Consider the following 14,688-nt stretch of genomic DNA (forward strand, 5'->3'; position numbering starts at 1 on the left):
TTCATGAGTATTGATAAGGAGTAGTATAAGTTATCGTTCTTGTTTTTTAGTATGTTTGAAATCCCCATTTTATTGTTTGAATACCTGGTTTTTTGTAAGCTCGAAAGACTTGAAGTTTGAGTTTAAAGATGCGTTCTCGACTCCTGAACTAATCGGCGCACCTTGATTAAAAAAGGCTATGTTATCAGTCTTGCGCAAATGTGCACTTTGTAATTTATGTATCGCATCTCCAATCGGAGAGGTGGCTGCATTGATAGAAAATACTTCACTCTCTCCGCAAGGCGCAGTGCGGTATTAGGAAATTACTTACTTGGGACTTCTGGTTTGTCTTACGGAAGTAACCTTCCATATTTTAGGACGTTCCAAACAAAAAAAGCCCCGTGACCAAATGGATCACGGGGCTAAAAATTGGCTGGATGCGACCAACCAAAGGAGCTCTTTACATCACTTGGCGGTAGCGACCACCGTATCCGGCTTCCACCCACCCCCCAGCGCCTTGTAGATCGCCACAATCCCGCGATACAGGTCCACTTCGGCCTGGGCCTGGGAGTCCTCGGCTGCCAAACGCTCACGTTGCGCGTCGAGCAATACCAGGAAGTCCACTGTGCCTTCGCGGTAGCGGATCGCGGCCAGGTCGGCGGCAGCGCGGCTGGATTCGCTTTGGCGGATCAGCGAGACCAGGCGTTGTTGACGCTTGCCGTAGTCGCTGAAGGCGTTCTCGGATTCTTCCAGCGCCAGCAACACTTGCTGCTCGTAGCTTGCCAGGGCGCCATCGGCCTCGGCATCGGCGCCGCGCAAGCGGGCGCGCACGCTGCCCAGGTCAAACGCGGCCCAGGTGATGCTCGGGCCCAGGGCCCAGGCATTCGCGGCGGATGAGCCGATCTGCGAGCCGCGCCCGGCGGTAAAGCCAAGGAAGCCGCTGAGGCTGACGCGTGGGAACAGGTCGGCCTTGGCCACGCCGATACGCGCGGTGGCGGCAGCCAGTTTGCGTTCGGCGCTGAGAATGTCCGGGCGACGTTGCAGCAGTTGCCCCGGGTCGCCGATCGGTAGCGCCTTAGCAATCGCCGGCAGGTCTTTTGGGCCCAGGTCTACGGTGAGCTTGTCGGGTCGCTGGCCGAGGAGGGTGGCGATGCGGTTACGCTCGCGCACTTGTTCGGCCTGCAGTTGCGGCACGCTGGCTTCAACCGCCGCGAGGCGTGCATCGGCACGCTCCACGTCGAGTTGGTCGCCCACACCGGCATCGCGCAGGCTGACGGTGATGGTGCGCGATTCCTGCTGGTTCTTCAGGTTGTCCAGGGCAATGCGTTCACGCAGTTGCGCGCCACGCAGTTGACCGTAGGCGTCCACCAGTTCGGCGATCAGGGTGACTTGCAGCTGGTACAAGTCAGCCTCGGCGGCCTGCTGGTCGGCGTCGGTGGCTTCCAGGTTGCGCTGGATGCGGCCGAACAGGTCGAGTTCCCAGGCCATGTCCAGCCCGAGGTCGTAACGCTCGGTCTTCACGCGGCGAGTGGTCTGGCCCGGAATCTGGCCTTTGCCCTGATCACTGCTGGCCCGGCTGGTGATGGTCGGCATGGCGTCATTGCTGGCGTCATCGCGGATCGCCCGTGCGGCCCGCAGGCGGGCAAAGGCGACGCGCAGATCACGGTTGCCTTGCAGCGACTGCGTGACCAATTGGTTGAGCGTCGGGTCCTCGAACTGCTGCCACCAGATGCCTTCGAACTTGGCGTGATCGTACTGCTTGGCATCGGCAGCGGCCGTGATATTGGCCGCCTCCGGGGTCTGGGTTTTGTAGTCCGGGCCTACGGCACAGGCGCTCAGCGCCAGTACCAGCAAGCTCGGCAGAAAGACTTTCACACTCATTGCTGTGTCTCCAGCTTCAAGGCCTTGGCCGCTTTGCGCGCTTCGCTGCGCTCCACATAGCGACGGATCAGTACGTAGAACACTGGCGTCAGCAACAGACCGAAGAAGGTCACACCGATCATCCCGGAGAACACCGCCACGCCCATGGCATGACGCATCTCGGCACCGGCACCGCTGGACAACACCAGTGGCACCACACCCATGATGAAGGCGAACGAGGTCATCAGGATCGGCCGCAGACGCAAACGGCAGGCTTCCAGCACCGCGGCGAGCGGGTCGAGGCCTTCGGCCTGTTTATCCTTGGCGAACTCGACGATCAGAATCGCGTTCTTACACGCCAGGCCCACCAGTACGATCAAGCCGATCTGGGTAAAGATGTTGTTGTCGCCGCCCGAGATGATCACCCCGGTAATCGCCGACAGCAGCGTCATCGGTACGATCAGGATCACCGCCAACGGCAGGCTCCAGCTTTCGTATTGGGCCGCCAGTACCAGGAACGCCAGCAGTACGCAGAGCGGGAACACGAACAGTGCAGTGTTGCCCGAGAGGATTTGCTGATAGGTCAGGTCGGTCCACTCGTAGGTCATGCCGTTGGGCAGTTCCTCTTTCAACAGTTTTTCAATCGCCGCCTGGGCCTGGCCGGAGCTGTAGCCCGGTGCCGCGTTGCCGTTGATTTCAGCGGTGATAAAGCCGTTGTAGTGCATCACGCGGTCCGGGCCCGAGGTGTCGCTGACCTTGATAAAGGTCGCCAGCGGGATCATCTCGCCTTTGTTGTTGCGCACTTTCAGCTGGCCGATCTGGTCTTCATCCAGGCGGAACTGTTGCTCAGCCTGCACGTTGACCTGGTAGGTCCGACCGAAGCGGTTGAAGTCGTTGGCATACAACGAACCCAGGTAGATCTGCAGGGTGTCGAAGATGTCGCTGATCGCCACGCCGTGGGTCTTGGCCTTTTCACGGTCGATGGCGGCATCGACCTGGGGCACGTTGACCGTGTAGCTGGTGAACAGGCCGAACAGCTCCGGCGTGGTGCGGCTCTTGGTGATGATGTTCTGCACTTCTTTGTACAGCTCGTCATAACCCAGGTTGCCACGGTCTTCGATCTGCAGGCGGAAGCCGCCGATCGTCCCCAGGCCCTGAACCGGCGGCGGTGGGAAGATCGCCATGTAGGCTTCCTGGATGTCGCTGTATTTGCCGTTCAACGCGCCGGCAATCGCACCGGCGGACATGCTCGGGTCTTTACGCTCGTCGAACGGCTTCAAGGTCACGAACACGATGCCGCTGTTCGGGCTGTTGGTGAAACCGTTGATCGACAGGCCTGGGAAGGCCACGGCGGCTTCCACGCCCGGCTGTTTCAGTGCGATGTCGGACATACGCTTGATCACGTCTTCGGTGCGGTCCAGGCTGGCGGCGTCCGGTAACTGGGCGAAGGCCACCAGGTATTGCTTGTCCTGGGCCGGCACGAAACCGGTCGGGGTATGGGCGAAACCAAACCAGGTCAGCACCATCAACCCGGCGTACAGGAACAGCGCGATACCACTGCCGCGAATCACACGGCGTACGGTGGCGACATAGCCGTGGCTGGCTTTGTCAAAGAAGCGGTTGAACGGTTTGAACAGCCATCCGCCGAAGAGCTTGTCGAGAACCTTGGAAAAGCGATCCTTCGGCGCGTCATGGCTGCGCAGCAACACGGCGGCCAGGGCCGGGGACAAGGTCAGCGAGTTGAAGGCCGAAATCACCGTCGAGATCGCAATGGTCAAGGCGAACTGCTTATAGAACTGCCCGGTCAAGCCGCTGATAAAGGCCGCCGGAATGAACACCGCACACAGCACCAACGCCGTGGCGATGATCGGACCGGTCACTTCGCTCATGGCTTTTTCAGTCGCCGCAAACGGTTCCAGGCCCAGCTCGATGTTGCGCTCGACGTTCTCCACCACCACGATGGCGTCGTCCACCACGATACCGATGGCCAGTACCAGGCCGAACAGCGACAACGCGTTGAGCGAGAAGCCAAACAGGTGCATCACCGCAAACGTACCGATCAAGGATACCGGCACCGCTACCAACGGAATGATCGAGGCGCGCCAGGTTTGCAGGAACAGGATGACGACCAATACCACCAGGATCAACGCTTCGAAGAGGGTATGCACTACGGCTTCGATGGAGCCACGCACAAAGATGGTCGGGTCATAGACGATGCTGTAGTCCATCCCTTGCGGGAAGCTCTTTTTCAGCTCATCCATCTTGCCGCGGACTTCGTTGGAAATCTCGATGGCGTTGGAGCCTGGGCGCTGGAAGATCGGGATCGCCACGGCCGGCTGGTTGTTGAGCAACGAACGCAGGGCGTATTGGCTGGAACCCAGCTCGATCCGCGCGATGTCTTTGAGGCGGGTGATTTCACCGTTTGCGCCTGAACGAATCACGATGTTCTCGAACTCTTCCTCGGTCACCAAGCGACCTTGGGTGTTCACGGATAACTGGAACGCGGTGGCAGTCGGCGCAGGTTGTGCACCCAGCGCACCCGCGGCCACTTGACGGTTCTGCTCGCGGATCGCCGTGACCACATCGGTCGCGGTCAGGTTACGCGAAGCGGTCTTGTTCGGGTCCAGCCAGACACGCAGGGAGTAGTCGCCCATGCCGAACAGCTGCACATCACCCACACCGCCCAGCCGCGCCAGCTCATCCTTGACGTTGAGCAAGGCGTAGTTGGACAGGTACAGCATGTCGTAGCGCTGATCCGGGGAGGTCAAGTGCACCACCATGGTCAGGTCGGGGGAGGCCTTGTCCACGGTGATACCGATGCGCGTCACTTCTTCAGGCAATTTCGGCTGAGTCCGGGTCACGCGGTTTTGCACTTGCACCTGCGCGTTGTCCAGGTCGGTGCCCAGGGCGAAGGTGATGGTCAGCGTCAGCTTGCCGTCGGCGGTCGACTGCGAGGACATGTACAGCATGTTCTCGACGCCGGTGATCGCCTGTTCCAGCGGCGCGGCCACGGTTTCACCGATGACTTTGGGGTTGGCGCCCGGGAAGTTGGCGCGTACCACCACCGTCGGCGGCACCACTTCCGGGTATTCGCTGATCGGCAATTGGAACAGCGAGATCGCACCGGCGATCAGGATCAACAGCGAGAGCACCGCTGCGAAGATCGGCCGCGAAATGAAGAACTTGGAAAAATTCATCTTGAGTCGTATCCCTTAACCGCGTGGAGTCGCAGCGCTGGCCAGTTTGGGCGCGGTTTTTTCCGGCGCCACTTGTTCCAGGTTGCTGGCTTCAAGCGCTTGTCGTTGTTGGGCCAAGGCGGCGAGGGTTTCCTTGCTGGCCATCGGAATGGTTTCCGGGGCGACCGGCGAGCCAGGGCGCACGCGTTGCAGGCCCTTGACGATAATGGTGTCGTCTTTGTTCAAGCCGCTGCGCACGATGCGCAAACCTTCGATCTTCGGCCCCAGTTCCACCGAGCGATAAGCCGGCTTGTCGCCTTCCATCACCAGCACGAACTTCTTGCCCAGGTCGGTGCCGACCGCTTCGTCGTTGATCAACACGGCGGAGTAGGTGCCGCTGCCGACCAGCTTCAAGCGGGCGTACAGGCCAGGGGTGTATTCGCCTTTGCTGTTATCGAACACGGCGCGACCGCGGATGGTGCCGGTGGCCGGGTTGACCTGGTTGTCGACGAAGTTCATCTGGCCCAGGTGCGGGTTGCCGGTTTCGTTGGACAGGCCCAGGTACACCGGGGTGGTCGCACCACGACGGCCTTGGCGAGCCAGTTCGGTGTACTTGAGGAAAACGCGCTCATCGGCGTCGAAATAGGCGTAGACCTTGTCGGTGGAGACCACGCTGGTCAGCGCCGTGACATCGGCGGTCACCAGGTTGCCGGCGGTGATTTCGGCACGGCTGACGCGGCCGCTGATCGGCGACGTCACGCGGGTAAAGCTCAGGTTCAGCTTGGCCAGGTCCAATTGCGCCTGGATCCCGGCGACGGCGGCGCGGGCTTCCTGGGCGGAGGTGGTGCGCGAGTCGGCCAGTTCGGCGGAGATCGCATTGCTCTGGCGCAGGCGTTCGCCACGTTGCGCTTCGTTGTCGCTACGGGTGGCAGCGGCGCGGGTTTGTTGCAACTGGGCTTCAAGGCGACGCACTTCGGCCTGGAACGGGCGTGGGTCGATCTGGAAAAGCAGGTCGCCTTTCTTGACCAAAGCGCCTTCAGTGAAAGCGACTTGGTCAATCTGGCCAGAGACCCGTGGACGAATCTGTACGGTTTCGGGCGCTTCCAGGCGACCGGTGAATTCATCCCACTCGTTGACCGGTTGTTCCAGCACCTTGGCCACGCTGACTTTGGCCGCTGGCATGGCGGCCGCTTGGTCCGGGGTCTTGCCGCACGCGCTCATCACCACCACGGCCAAAATCGCCAGGGGGAAGCGCAAATGTTTGAGTGACTGTTCCATGAGGTGTATCCGCCAATGTATTTGAGATGGGCGGATCATGCGCGGCGAGGGGGTATGTCACGAATCGAATGAAGCAAAGGTAACTATCATTCGGAATGATATAAGCGAGGTGTTAGCCCTCTAGCATGGGGGTTTCGTTAGGGGGCTATCAATAGGAATGATGACAAAAGACTGTTGCGGTGTGCGCAACAGGTCCCGTCAGCCTGAACGCTTAATCGTAATGGGTGAGGGGTTCAGCGCGAACGTAGGTGCCAAACACATGGTCCCACAGCGGCGACGACACCCCGAAGTTCTTCTCCACACCTTGGCGATGGTGCAGGTCATGATTGGCCACCAGCGTCGGCATAAAACGGTAAGCCCAATGCGCGGGGCGGTGCATCACGTAGTGCACCGAGATGTAATAAAAGTAACCCGCTACCACGCCGATAAAGGCCGAGGTCAGGCCGCTGTACCAGGCAACCAGCAACAGCGCGGAAAAGGTCGAGCTGGTTTTCCAGCTCGACACACCGATGTAGGCGAGTACGTCGATATGGTGGGTCCAATGTTCGCGGCGATACAGTGAATGGAACAGAAAACGGTGTGCCGAGTATTCCACCAGGCTCCAGGCCAGCAGGCCGGCGATGGCCAGTGCGGGATCGAAGGGCGCCAAGTAAATAGCGAGGATAACGAAGAGAGGAGCGGTGAAAAAATCGAGGTAATACGCGAGCGATGACATCAGCCATTTATTTGAAGCGGCCATGTGCGGAATATCCCTGTAGTGCGCAATGGAGGGGGGGGGGATTCTCAGGTGCGGCGCCGCCGCAGGCAACCGCGTCATGAGGGCTGTGTCACAGATTCAGAAGATTGCGAACGGTTGTCGCTGCGAGAACCAGGCCAACGCCTGAGCCTTGAACGCTTCGGCGGGCGGCGTCAACGGGTAGCGCCGGTCGTAGGCCAGCACGATGCGTTGCGTGGGCAACTGCTGTTTGATGGGTCGACACACCAAAGGCTGGCCATCGTAGCTGTGATCGCCGAAAGGGCGGGTGTAGGTGAGTGCCACGCCAAAGCCGTTGGCAACCAGGCTGCGCTGAAATTCAAAGCTGTGGGTGGGTTGGACGCTGCCCGGTGTCAGGCCAAAGCTGTTGAACAAATCCAGAATGTGCTGCCAGCTGTGGATCTGATCCATCACCACCAGGTTGCATGCACTGAGTGCGGCCATATCAACGCGTGTTTCCTGCGCCAAGGGGTGATCTGCCGCCAGCAAGGCGTGGGCAGTCAATTGGCACAGTTCGACGCGCTCCGTGTTGACCGGCAAGCCCAGGTCGTAGGTCAATGCAAGCTCCAGCGTGCCTTCACCGAGGCGTTTTCCCAAATATTCAAACCCGCCTTCACGCATATCCACGCTGATGCGGGGCGACACCTGCTGCAAGCGCCTGAGAATCTGGGGCAGGCAGTAGGGGGCAATATCGGCATAGCAACCCAGTACAAGGTCTCCGGCAAAATCGTCGGGTTCGCTGCCTATATCTGCAAACGTTCGCGCTTCAGCGAGTACGCGTTTTGCCTGCGCCATCACCGTTCGACCAAACGGCGTCAACGACACACCCAGACCGCGTTGGCGCACAAATAGCGGTTGGCCGTAAAGGCCTTCAAGCTCAGTGATCGCGGTGGATATCGACGGTTGGGAAACGTGCAGTTCCTCGGCAGCCAGGGTGAGGTTGCCGTGCTTGGCCGCAGCCAGTGCGTAGCGCAATTGACGCAAGGTGAAGTTCATTGGTTTTTCTTGGGTGATAAATCAAGAGTTGTTATTTTATCTTATTTGAGCGGCATGGAATATTGGGCCTGCACACCCTTCATCTTGTTATTGGGAGTTTCAGGCCATGACCCACCGTTCATACACCGTCGACCCAAAAGACATCGACGCCTTCCAGCGTGATGGCGCGGTGTGCCTGAGAGGCGTCTTCAGCGACTGGATCGCACACATTGCGGCAGGCATCGAGCGCAACCTCGCAGAGCCTGGCGGGTACGCCAGCCGCTACGTCGAGCAAGGTGACGACTCGTCCGGCGGTTTTTTCGATGACTACTGCAACTGGCAGCGTATTCCTGAGTTTCGCGCAATCATCGAACAGTCGCCGGCAGCGTCCATCGCCGCGCAGGTAATGCAGTCGCGCACCGCGCAGTTCTTCCATGACCATGTCCTGGTCAAAGAGCCCGGTGCGCAAAAAGCCACACCCTGGCATCAGGACATTCCGTATTACTTTCTTGAGGGCAGCCAGTCCGTGAGTTTCTGGATTCCGGTGGACCCGGTACGTGAGTCAACCCTGCGGCTGTTGCCCGGCTCCCATCGTTGGGAGCAAGGGATAAGGCCGGTGCGCTGGGCCGATCAAAGCGACTTTTACCAAGGGGCCGACGACTATCGAGATGCACCGGATCCGGATGCGGAGGAGGGTATGCCGGTACTGGAATGGGAAATGCAACCCGGTGATGCGGTGCTGTTTGATTTTCGAACGGTGCATGGCGCCAGGGGCAATGGTTCCGCACAGCGTCGCCGGGTACTGTCGCTGCGCTGGGTAGGTGATGACGTTCGCTACCTCGAACGCCCTGGTCGCACCTCTCCACCGTACCCGGGGCACGCCATGCAAACAGGCCAGCGGCTGCGTGAAGACTGGTTTCCTACACTACATAAAGCTGGCTGACACATAACTTTTCAGAGCGTATTTCGCTGCCATCTGCCCCTCCCTGATCTGACCCTTTCACTGCATAGGTGCACCGATGATGAAGCTGAATAGAAACGTGATGGCTGGCCTGCTCTCGCTTGGGCTGTTTACGGGCAGCGCAGCGACCCAGGCTGCCGGTTGGTGCGATTCGGGCAAACCGGTGAAGTTCGCCGGATTGAATTGGGAGAGCGCCATGTTGCTGACTGACGTGCTGCAAACCCTGCTCAAGGAGGGCTATGGCTGTACGGTCGATACCTTGCCTGGGAACTCCATCACCATGGAGAGCGCGTTGAGCAGTAATGACGTTCAGGTGCTGTCCGAAGAGTGGGTGGGGCGCAGCGAGGTCTGGAACAAGGCCGCCGCCAGCGGCAAGGTCGTAGGGGTGGGCGCACCCATCCTTGGCGCGACCGAAGGGTGGTACGTGCCCCGCTACGTGGTGGAAGGGGATGCCAAGCGCGCGCTGAAAGCCAAGGCGCCAGCGCTCAAGACGATTGCCGATCTGGCGCAGTACGCCGAGCTGTTCAAGGACCCGGAAGAGCCCGGCAAAGGCCGTTTCTACAATTGTCCGGCGGGATGGACGTGCGAGCTGGAGAACAGCGAAATGCTCAAAAGCTATGGCCTGGAATCGCGCTATACCAACTTTCGACCGGGTACCGGCCCGGCTTTGGATGCGGCGGTGCTGTCGAGTTACAAGCGGGGTGAGCCGATCCTGTTCTATTACTGGACGCCTACGCCGTTGATGGGGCAAGTCGACCTGATCAAGCTGGAGGAGAAACCGGGGGTGGATAAGAAGATCAGCATTCAGGTGGGTTTATCCAAAGCTTTCCATGAGCAAGCACCTGAACTGGTCGCGGTGCTGGAAAAGGTCAATTTGCCGATTGACCTGCTCAACCAGAACTTGGCACGGATGACCAGGGAGCACATCGACTCTCCCAAGCTGGCAAAGCTGTTCCTCCAGCAACACCCGGACATCTGGCACGGCTGGGTGAGTGAGGCGGCAGCCAAAAAGATCGACGCTACGCTGTAGCCGGTCGGATTAACAACGTCGTATCGCCGGTGAACCCGGCCCTCCCTCAAGCGTGCTGGGCGCGGTCATAGTGCCGCGTCGTTGCAACAACTCGATCTGGTCCGCCGGCACCCGCGTGCGCAAGGTTTTGTACAGCACGCGGGTTTCCAGCAGGTTCCATACCCGCAGCATGGTTTCCAACGCATCCAAGGGTTTGCTGATGAAGTCCCTGGCACCGAGTGCCAGGGCGCGCAGGCGGGTGTCGCGGGTGGCGTCGGCGGTCAGCACCAGGATCGGCAGGTATTCACCGTTGGGAATGCGTCGGTTGAGTTGCTCCAGCACCGCAAAACCGTCGAGCTCGGGCATGTGCAGGTCAAGAATGACCAGGTCCGGTTCGAAGCTGTTGAACAGCTCCAGGGTGCGCAATGGCTCGGTGCTGCTCAGTACGTTGGTCAGCCCTTCACGTGCCAGCAATTGTTCCACCAGCTCAAGGTTCGGGCGTTGGTCGTCGATGATCAGGATGCGCAGGTCAAGGTTCACGCGGGCTCCGGAAAGTACTGGTCGAGGTGGGCTAAAAAGGCCGGCACGTTGATCGGCTTGTGCAGAATGGCCGTCGCGCCGGCTGCGTGCAAGGCTTGGCGGGTGAGGTCGCTGGCATCGGCGGTGAGCATCAGCACCGGTGTGTCCTGGGTGATCGCGGAGCGGCGCAACCGCTGCAGCACGGCCAAGCCGTCGATGTCCGGCAGTGACACGTCCAGCAGAATCAACCGGGGCGCATGCTGCGCGGCCAGGTCCAGGCCGAGTTGGCCTTGCATGCTGGACAGCAGTTTTATCCCCGGCCTGCGGTGCAGCAACGTCTCGATCAGCGCGAGGCTGGAGAGGTTGTCTTCGATATACAGCACCTTGCCTTGGGTGGCGGGGGCGACGGGGGCAGGGCGTATCGACACCGTGTCGGCGACGGCGGCGGGCAGGCCATTGGATGCCTGCACACTCACGAACGGCAACTCCAGCGTGAAGCGTGAACCGATGCCCTGTTGGGTGTGCACGCTCAGTTGGCCATCCATCTTTTCCAGCAGGCTTTTACTCAGCGCCAGGCCCAGGCCGCTGCCTTCCACATTCGGGTCGGCGCCCAGGCGCTCGAACGGTTTGAACAACTGCCCGAGCTTGTCCGCCGGGATGCCTTTGCCGGTATCGCACACCGCCACGCCGATGCGCGGCCCTTCGACCTTGACCTCAATGCTCACCTGGCCCTGCGGCTGGTTGTATTTGATCGCATTGGACAGCAAGTTCAGCAGCACCTGGGTCAAGCGTTGAGGGTCGGCCGCGATGCCGATATCCGCCGCCAGCGCAGGCAGCGGCTGCAACTGGATACCGGCGTCGGCGGCCATGGGAGACACCAGCGCCAGGGCTTCCTGCAGTGCGCCCGCCAACCGGATCGGCTCGATGTTCAACGGCAGACGTCCGGCCTCGATCTTGGCAATGTCCAACACTTCGTTGATCAGCGTCAGCAGGTGTTGGCCGGCCCGCAGGATATGCCCGACGTGCGCTTTTTGCCCTGCAGCCGAGTCCATGTCGAGCAGCTGTGCAAAGCCCAGGATCGAGTTGAGCGGGGTGCGCAGCTCGTGGCTCATGCGCGACAAAAACTCGCTCTTGGCCCGGCTGGCGCGCTCGGCCTCCTCACGGGCGTTACCCAGCGCCATCTCCGCCGCGCGGCGGTCGGTGATGTCGCGGGTGATCTTCGAAAAACCGCGCAAAGCCCCGGTTGCGTCGAACTGTGCCGTGATCACCACGCTGGCCCAAAAACGCGTGCCGTCCTGGCGCAGGCGCCAGCCTTCTTCCATGTAATGCCCGTGGCGGGTGGCCTCATCCAGGGCCATGGCCGGGTGTTGCGGGCATTCCTGTGGCAGGTAGAACACCGAGAAATGCTGGCCGATGATTTCCTGCTCGGTGTAGCCCTTGATCCGCTCGGCCCCGGCGTTCCAGCTGGTGACGTGGCCCGCCGTGTCGAGGGCGAAAATCCCGTAGTCCTTCACCCCGTCGATGATCAGCCGTAAACGTTCTTCGTTCTCGCGCAGCGCGCGTTCGCGTTCCGCCAGCAGCAAGCCGGCCTCCACCAGCCGCGTGCCCAACTGGCCAATCTCGTCATGCTCCGGCGGTTGTGGCAACAGCGGTTGGCCGAGGGCCAGGCGTTGTGCGTTGCCTTGCACATTCTGCACACGCGCCACAATGCCCTTGGACAAGAACAGCACCGCGACAATAGCCCCGAACAACCCGCAGATCGCCGCCAGCCACGTGGACAGTAGTAACCGCTGGCGCGTCTCGGCCGCAGCGGCGGTGCGCTCGGCCAGCAACGAGTCCTCCAGCATGAGCATGTTGGCGATGTGTTGGCGCAGGGCGTCGAGGATGTGTTTGTTGCTGACCAGGATCTCGGTCATCGTGGCGGTGCTGGTCGTCGGGTCGCTGAGCATGTCTTCCAGCCCCTCGACTTTGCTGTTGATCAGCGGCCTGATGGCGACGAGTTGTTCGCGCACGCGCTGATCGCGCACATTGCCGTCGAGCCGCTGCAGGGCCGCTGCAATCTGTGGCTTGGCGTTCAGGTAGCCTGGCAGGAAGTCCTCGCGACGCGTCAGCAGGTAGCCACGCACGCTGGCAGCCGCCTCGGCCAACAGCGTGTGTACGGCGCGGATATCGCTTTGCACGCGCAATACCCGACGCACGTCTTCTTCGGCGCGTGCGGTCTGCCGCTCGGTGGTGTAGATCAGCACCAGCGACAGCAGCAGCACCACCAGCGGCAGGGAAATCACCACCAGCGCCTTGCCGCGCAGGGGCAGGTCGGCCCACCGTCTTTTCATGACTGTGTCACCAGGCCCAGTGCGATGCCGCGCACAGCCGCCTGGGTTCGATCGGCGGCACCGAGCTTGCCGATGACCCGTTCAACATGGGCCTTGGCGGTGCCGGTGGTAATCCCCAGGTGCTCACCGATTTGCCGGTTGCTCATGCCGTTCGCCACCAGCCCGAGCACCTGGCGCTCCCGTGGGGTCAGGTGCTCGGTGGGTACGCTGCCGGCGGCGTTGCGTTCGGTCATGCGTCGCAACAACCGCGCGCTCACCGCCGTGTTGAGCGCTTCTTCACCGGCGGCGACTCGTTGCAACGCCTCGATCACCTCGTCGCGGCTGGCGTCTTTGAGCAGGTACCCCACGGCCCCGGCGTTCATCGCGGCTTCCAGATGGTCGGGGCTGTCGTCCATGGTGAAAATTACCACCTTGATGGCCGGCAGGCGCTGTTGCAGCAGGCGCGCCGCGCCCAGTCCATTGAGCACCGGCATCCGAATGTCGAGGATGACGATATCCGGCAGCAGCTGTTCACACAGCTCCACCGCTTGCTGCCCATCGCGGGCCTGGCCGACGACTTCGAACTGCGGGTGACCCGCCAGCAGTGCGACAAAACCGGTGCGTGTGACTTCATGGTCGTCCGCCAGCACCAGGCGCAAGAGTCGGCTCATTGCGGCATTCCATTCAGAGGGGCAGGCACGCGAGCGTGCAGTTGAGTGCCACCACCGGGGGCGCTGGTGCAGATGAACTGCCCGCCCAGCAGGCTGGCGCGCTCATGCATGGTGGCGAGGCCCAGGTGCTGCGCATCCTGGGCGTCGAGCGGTTGGCCGGGGTCAAAGCCTTTGCCGTTGTCGTCTATGCGCAGCGAAACCTGGCCGTCGTGCAGTGCCAGGGCCAGTTGCACATGGCCAGCCTGCGCATGCTTGAGCACGTTATTGATGGCTTCCTGGCCGATCCTGAACAGGGCGATTTCCACCTGGCTGGGCAAGCGCTCCGCGTAGCCGGTGGACCATTGCACGCTGACGCCGGCTTCGCGCAGGCGGTCAGCCTCTTTGTCGAGCGCCTTGAATAATCCGAAATCGTCCAGCACAGTCGGGCGCAGGCCGGCGATCAGTTGCCGGCCTTCACCCACCGAATGCTGGGCCAGGGTCAGAATCGCCTGCAGGTCCGCGTTCAAGGTGCCTGGCAGCGTCGGGCAGCGCCCGGCAAACCCTTGCAGGCGCTGATGCAACCCCGCGAGGGTTTGCGCCAACCCGTCGTGCAAGTCGTAGGCCACGCGTTTGCGCTCGTCTTCCTGGGCGTGCAGCAGCCGGTTGACCAGATCGGACAGCGTCCTGTCCCGCGCCTTGAGGGTGGTCAGCAGCCGATCGTTCTGCAGGTGCGCGGCCAGCAGCGTGGCGAGCAATTGCAGTGATTCACTGTCTTCGTGGTCGGGCGCGCGCAGGCTGACGCTATTGCCCAGCACCAGCACGCCCAAGGCATCGCCGTCGTCACCGCGCAACGGCACCTGCAACACACTGGGCAGGGCACTGCCCGGCAGCTCCAGCCAGCAGGGATTGCGCAGGCGCCGGTCAGCGACGGCGGCAAGGCTGCTGAGGCGATCCTGGCTGCCATGACGCGCGGTAACCGTGATGCCGCCCTCGGCATCCCACTCCTGAATCAACCCATGGTCCATCGCCAGGAACGCGCATGCCCGCGACAGCACGCGCTCACGCATGGCCTCCGGCGCCAGTTGGGGTAGCGCCTGCCCGGTATCGACCAGCAACCGCAACCGCGCGGTACGACTTTCGGATTGTCGATAATGCGCGCGGATAGCCAAGGCACTCCCGGGATCGTGTGGTGTGTTTTGCATGCTTGGGCTCCGC

11 protein-coding genes are annotated in these 14,688 nt (G+C 61.4%); 2 read left to right on the forward strand and 9 right to left on the reverse strand.

Annotated elements, in window-relative coordinates:
• Positions 1-444 precede the first annotated feature (444 nt).
• From QCBJ_RS07575 to QCBJ_RS07595, 5 genes are all read right to left on the reverse strand, one after another.
• Positions 445-1,860: an efflux transporter outer membrane subunit gene (locus QCBJ_RS07575; RefSeq protein ID WP_093544612.1), complete on the reverse strand. Its 1,416-nt coding sequence runs from the start codon at positions 1,858-1,860 to the stop codon at positions 445-447.
• Positions 1,857-5,036 (reverse strand): efflux RND transporter permease subunit, encoded by a 3,180-nt coding sequence (locus QCBJ_RS07580; protein ID WP_102060446.1) that lies wholly within the window; start codon positions 5,034-5,036, stop codon positions 1,857-1,859. Before QCBJ_RS07580 ends, QCBJ_RS07575 begins: the two co-directional genes overlap by 4 nt.
• A gap of 15 nt (positions 5,037-5,051) precedes the next feature.
• Complete coding sequence (gene mexE / locus QCBJ_RS07585) at positions 5,052-6,293, reverse strand: multidrug efflux RND transporter periplasmic adaptor subunit MexE (protein WP_012724112.1); 1,242 nt, start codon at positions 6,291-6,293, stop codon at positions 5,052-5,054.
• A gap of 211 nt (positions 6,294-6,504) precedes the next feature.
• The gene (locus tag QCBJ_RS07590; protein WP_102060447.1) at positions 6,505-7,032 is read right to left on the reverse strand and encodes a sterol desaturase family protein; all 528 of its coding nucleotides are present in this window, start codon (positions 7,030-7,032) and stop codon (positions 6,505-6,507) included.
• Positions 7,033-7,128: 96 nt separating this feature from the next.
• Positions 7,129-8,043 carry a LysR family transcriptional regulator gene (locus tag QCBJ_RS07595; RefSeq protein ID WP_102060448.1) on the reverse strand — a complete coding sequence of 305 codons (915 nt, stop codon included), beginning with the start codon at positions 8,041-8,043 and terminating at the stop codon, positions 7,129-7,131.
• Between the two features lie 106 nt (positions 8,044-8,149).
• Here QCBJ_RS07595 and QCBJ_RS07600 point away from each other — a divergent pair, with 106 nt between their 5' ends.
• Positions 8,150-8,965 (forward strand): phytanoyl-CoA dioxygenase family protein, encoded by an 816-nt coding sequence (locus tag QCBJ_RS07600; protein ID WP_012724115.1) that lies wholly within the window; start codon positions 8,150-8,152, stop codon positions 8,963-8,965.
• A 79-nt stretch (positions 8,966-9,044) separates the two neighbouring features.
• The gene (locus QCBJ_RS07605) at positions 9,045-10,013 is read left to right on the forward strand and encodes an ABC transporter substrate-binding protein (protein WP_102060576.1); all 969 of its coding nucleotides are present in this window, start codon (positions 9,045-9,047) and stop codon (positions 10,011-10,013) included.
• A gap of 9 nt (positions 10,014-10,022) precedes the next feature.
• Here the strand turns inward: QCBJ_RS07605 and QCBJ_RS07610 are convergent, their stop codons facing one another.
• Genes QCBJ_RS07610 through QCBJ_RS07625 form a run of 4 tightly spaced genes read right to left on the reverse strand, consistent with a single transcriptional unit; the run spans position 10,023 to position 14,675 of the window.
• Positions 10,023-10,532 (reverse strand): response regulator, encoded by a 510-nt coding sequence (locus QCBJ_RS07610; protein WP_012724117.1) that lies wholly within the window; start codon positions 10,530-10,532, stop codon positions 10,023-10,025.
• A complete protein-coding gene (locus tag QCBJ_RS07615; protein ID WP_102060449.1) occupies positions 10,529-12,844 on the reverse strand; it encodes an ATP-binding protein in 2,316 nt (771 codons plus the stop codon). The genes QCBJ_RS07610 and QCBJ_RS07615 overlap by 4 nt, the downstream gene beginning before the upstream one ends.
• Positions 12,841-13,494, reverse strand: a complete 654-nt coding sequence (locus QCBJ_RS07620; protein ID WP_046034215.1) for a response regulator transcription factor — start codon at positions 13,492-13,494, stop codon at positions 12,841-12,843. The genes QCBJ_RS07615 and QCBJ_RS07620 overlap by 4 nt, the downstream gene beginning before the upstream one ends.
• Entirely contained in the window at positions 13,491-14,675 is a 1,185-nt protein-coding gene (locus tag QCBJ_RS07625; RefSeq protein ID WP_102060450.1) for a sensor histidine kinase, read from the reverse strand. Before QCBJ_RS07625 ends, QCBJ_RS07620 begins: the two co-directional genes overlap by 4 nt.
• Between the last annotated feature and the right edge of the window lie 13 nt (positions 14,676-14,688).

Source organism: Pseudomonas sp. QC2 (assembly GCF_002859085.1).
In the GTDB taxonomy this organism is placed as follows: Bacteria; Pseudomonadota; Gammaproteobacteria; order Pseudomonadales; family Pseudomonadaceae; genus Aquipseudomonas; species Aquipseudomonas petroselini.

What these genes read in the sequence shown, in the direction of transcription:
- QCBJ_RS07575 (WP_093544612.1), bottom strand. Translation starts at nt 1,860, where the DNA reads ATGAGTGTGAAAGTCTTTCTGCCGAGCTTGCTGGTACTGGCGCTGAGC.
- QCBJ_RS07580 (WP_102060446.1), bottom strand. Translation starts at nt 5,036, where the DNA reads ATGAATTTTTCCAAGTTCTTCATTTCGCGGCCGATCTTCGCAGCGGTG.
- mexE (WP_012724112.1), bottom strand. Translation starts at nt 6,293, where the DNA reads ATGGAACAGTCACTCAAACATTTGCGCTTCCCCCTGGCGATTTTGGCC.
- QCBJ_RS07590 (WP_102060447.1), bottom strand. Translation starts at nt 7,032, where the DNA reads ATGGCCGCTTCAAATAAATGGCTGATGTCATCGCTCGCGTATTACCTC.
- QCBJ_RS07595 (WP_102060448.1), bottom strand. Translation starts at nt 8,043, where the DNA reads ATGAACTTCACCTTGCGTCAATTGCGCTACGCACTGGCTGCGGCCAAG.
- QCBJ_RS07600 (WP_012724115.1), top strand. Translation starts at nt 8,150, where the DNA reads ATGACCCACCGTTCATACACCGTCGACCCAAAAGACATCGACGCCTTC.
- QCBJ_RS07605 (WP_102060576.1), top strand. Translation starts at nt 9,045, where the DNA reads ATGAAGCTGAATAGAAACGTGATGGCTGGCCTGCTCTCGCTTGGGCTG.
- QCBJ_RS07615 (WP_102060449.1), bottom strand. Translation starts at nt 12,844, where the DNA reads ATGAAAAGACGGTGGGCCGACCTGCCCCTGCGCGGCAAGGCGCTGGTG.
- QCBJ_RS07620 (WP_046034215.1), bottom strand. Translation starts at nt 13,494, where the DNA reads ATGAGCCGACTCTTGCGCCTGGTGCTGGCGGACGACCATGAAGTCACA.
- QCBJ_RS07625 (WP_102060450.1), bottom strand. Translation starts at nt 14,675, where the DNA reads ATGCAAAACACACCACACGATCCCGGGAGTGCCTTGGCTATCCGCGCG.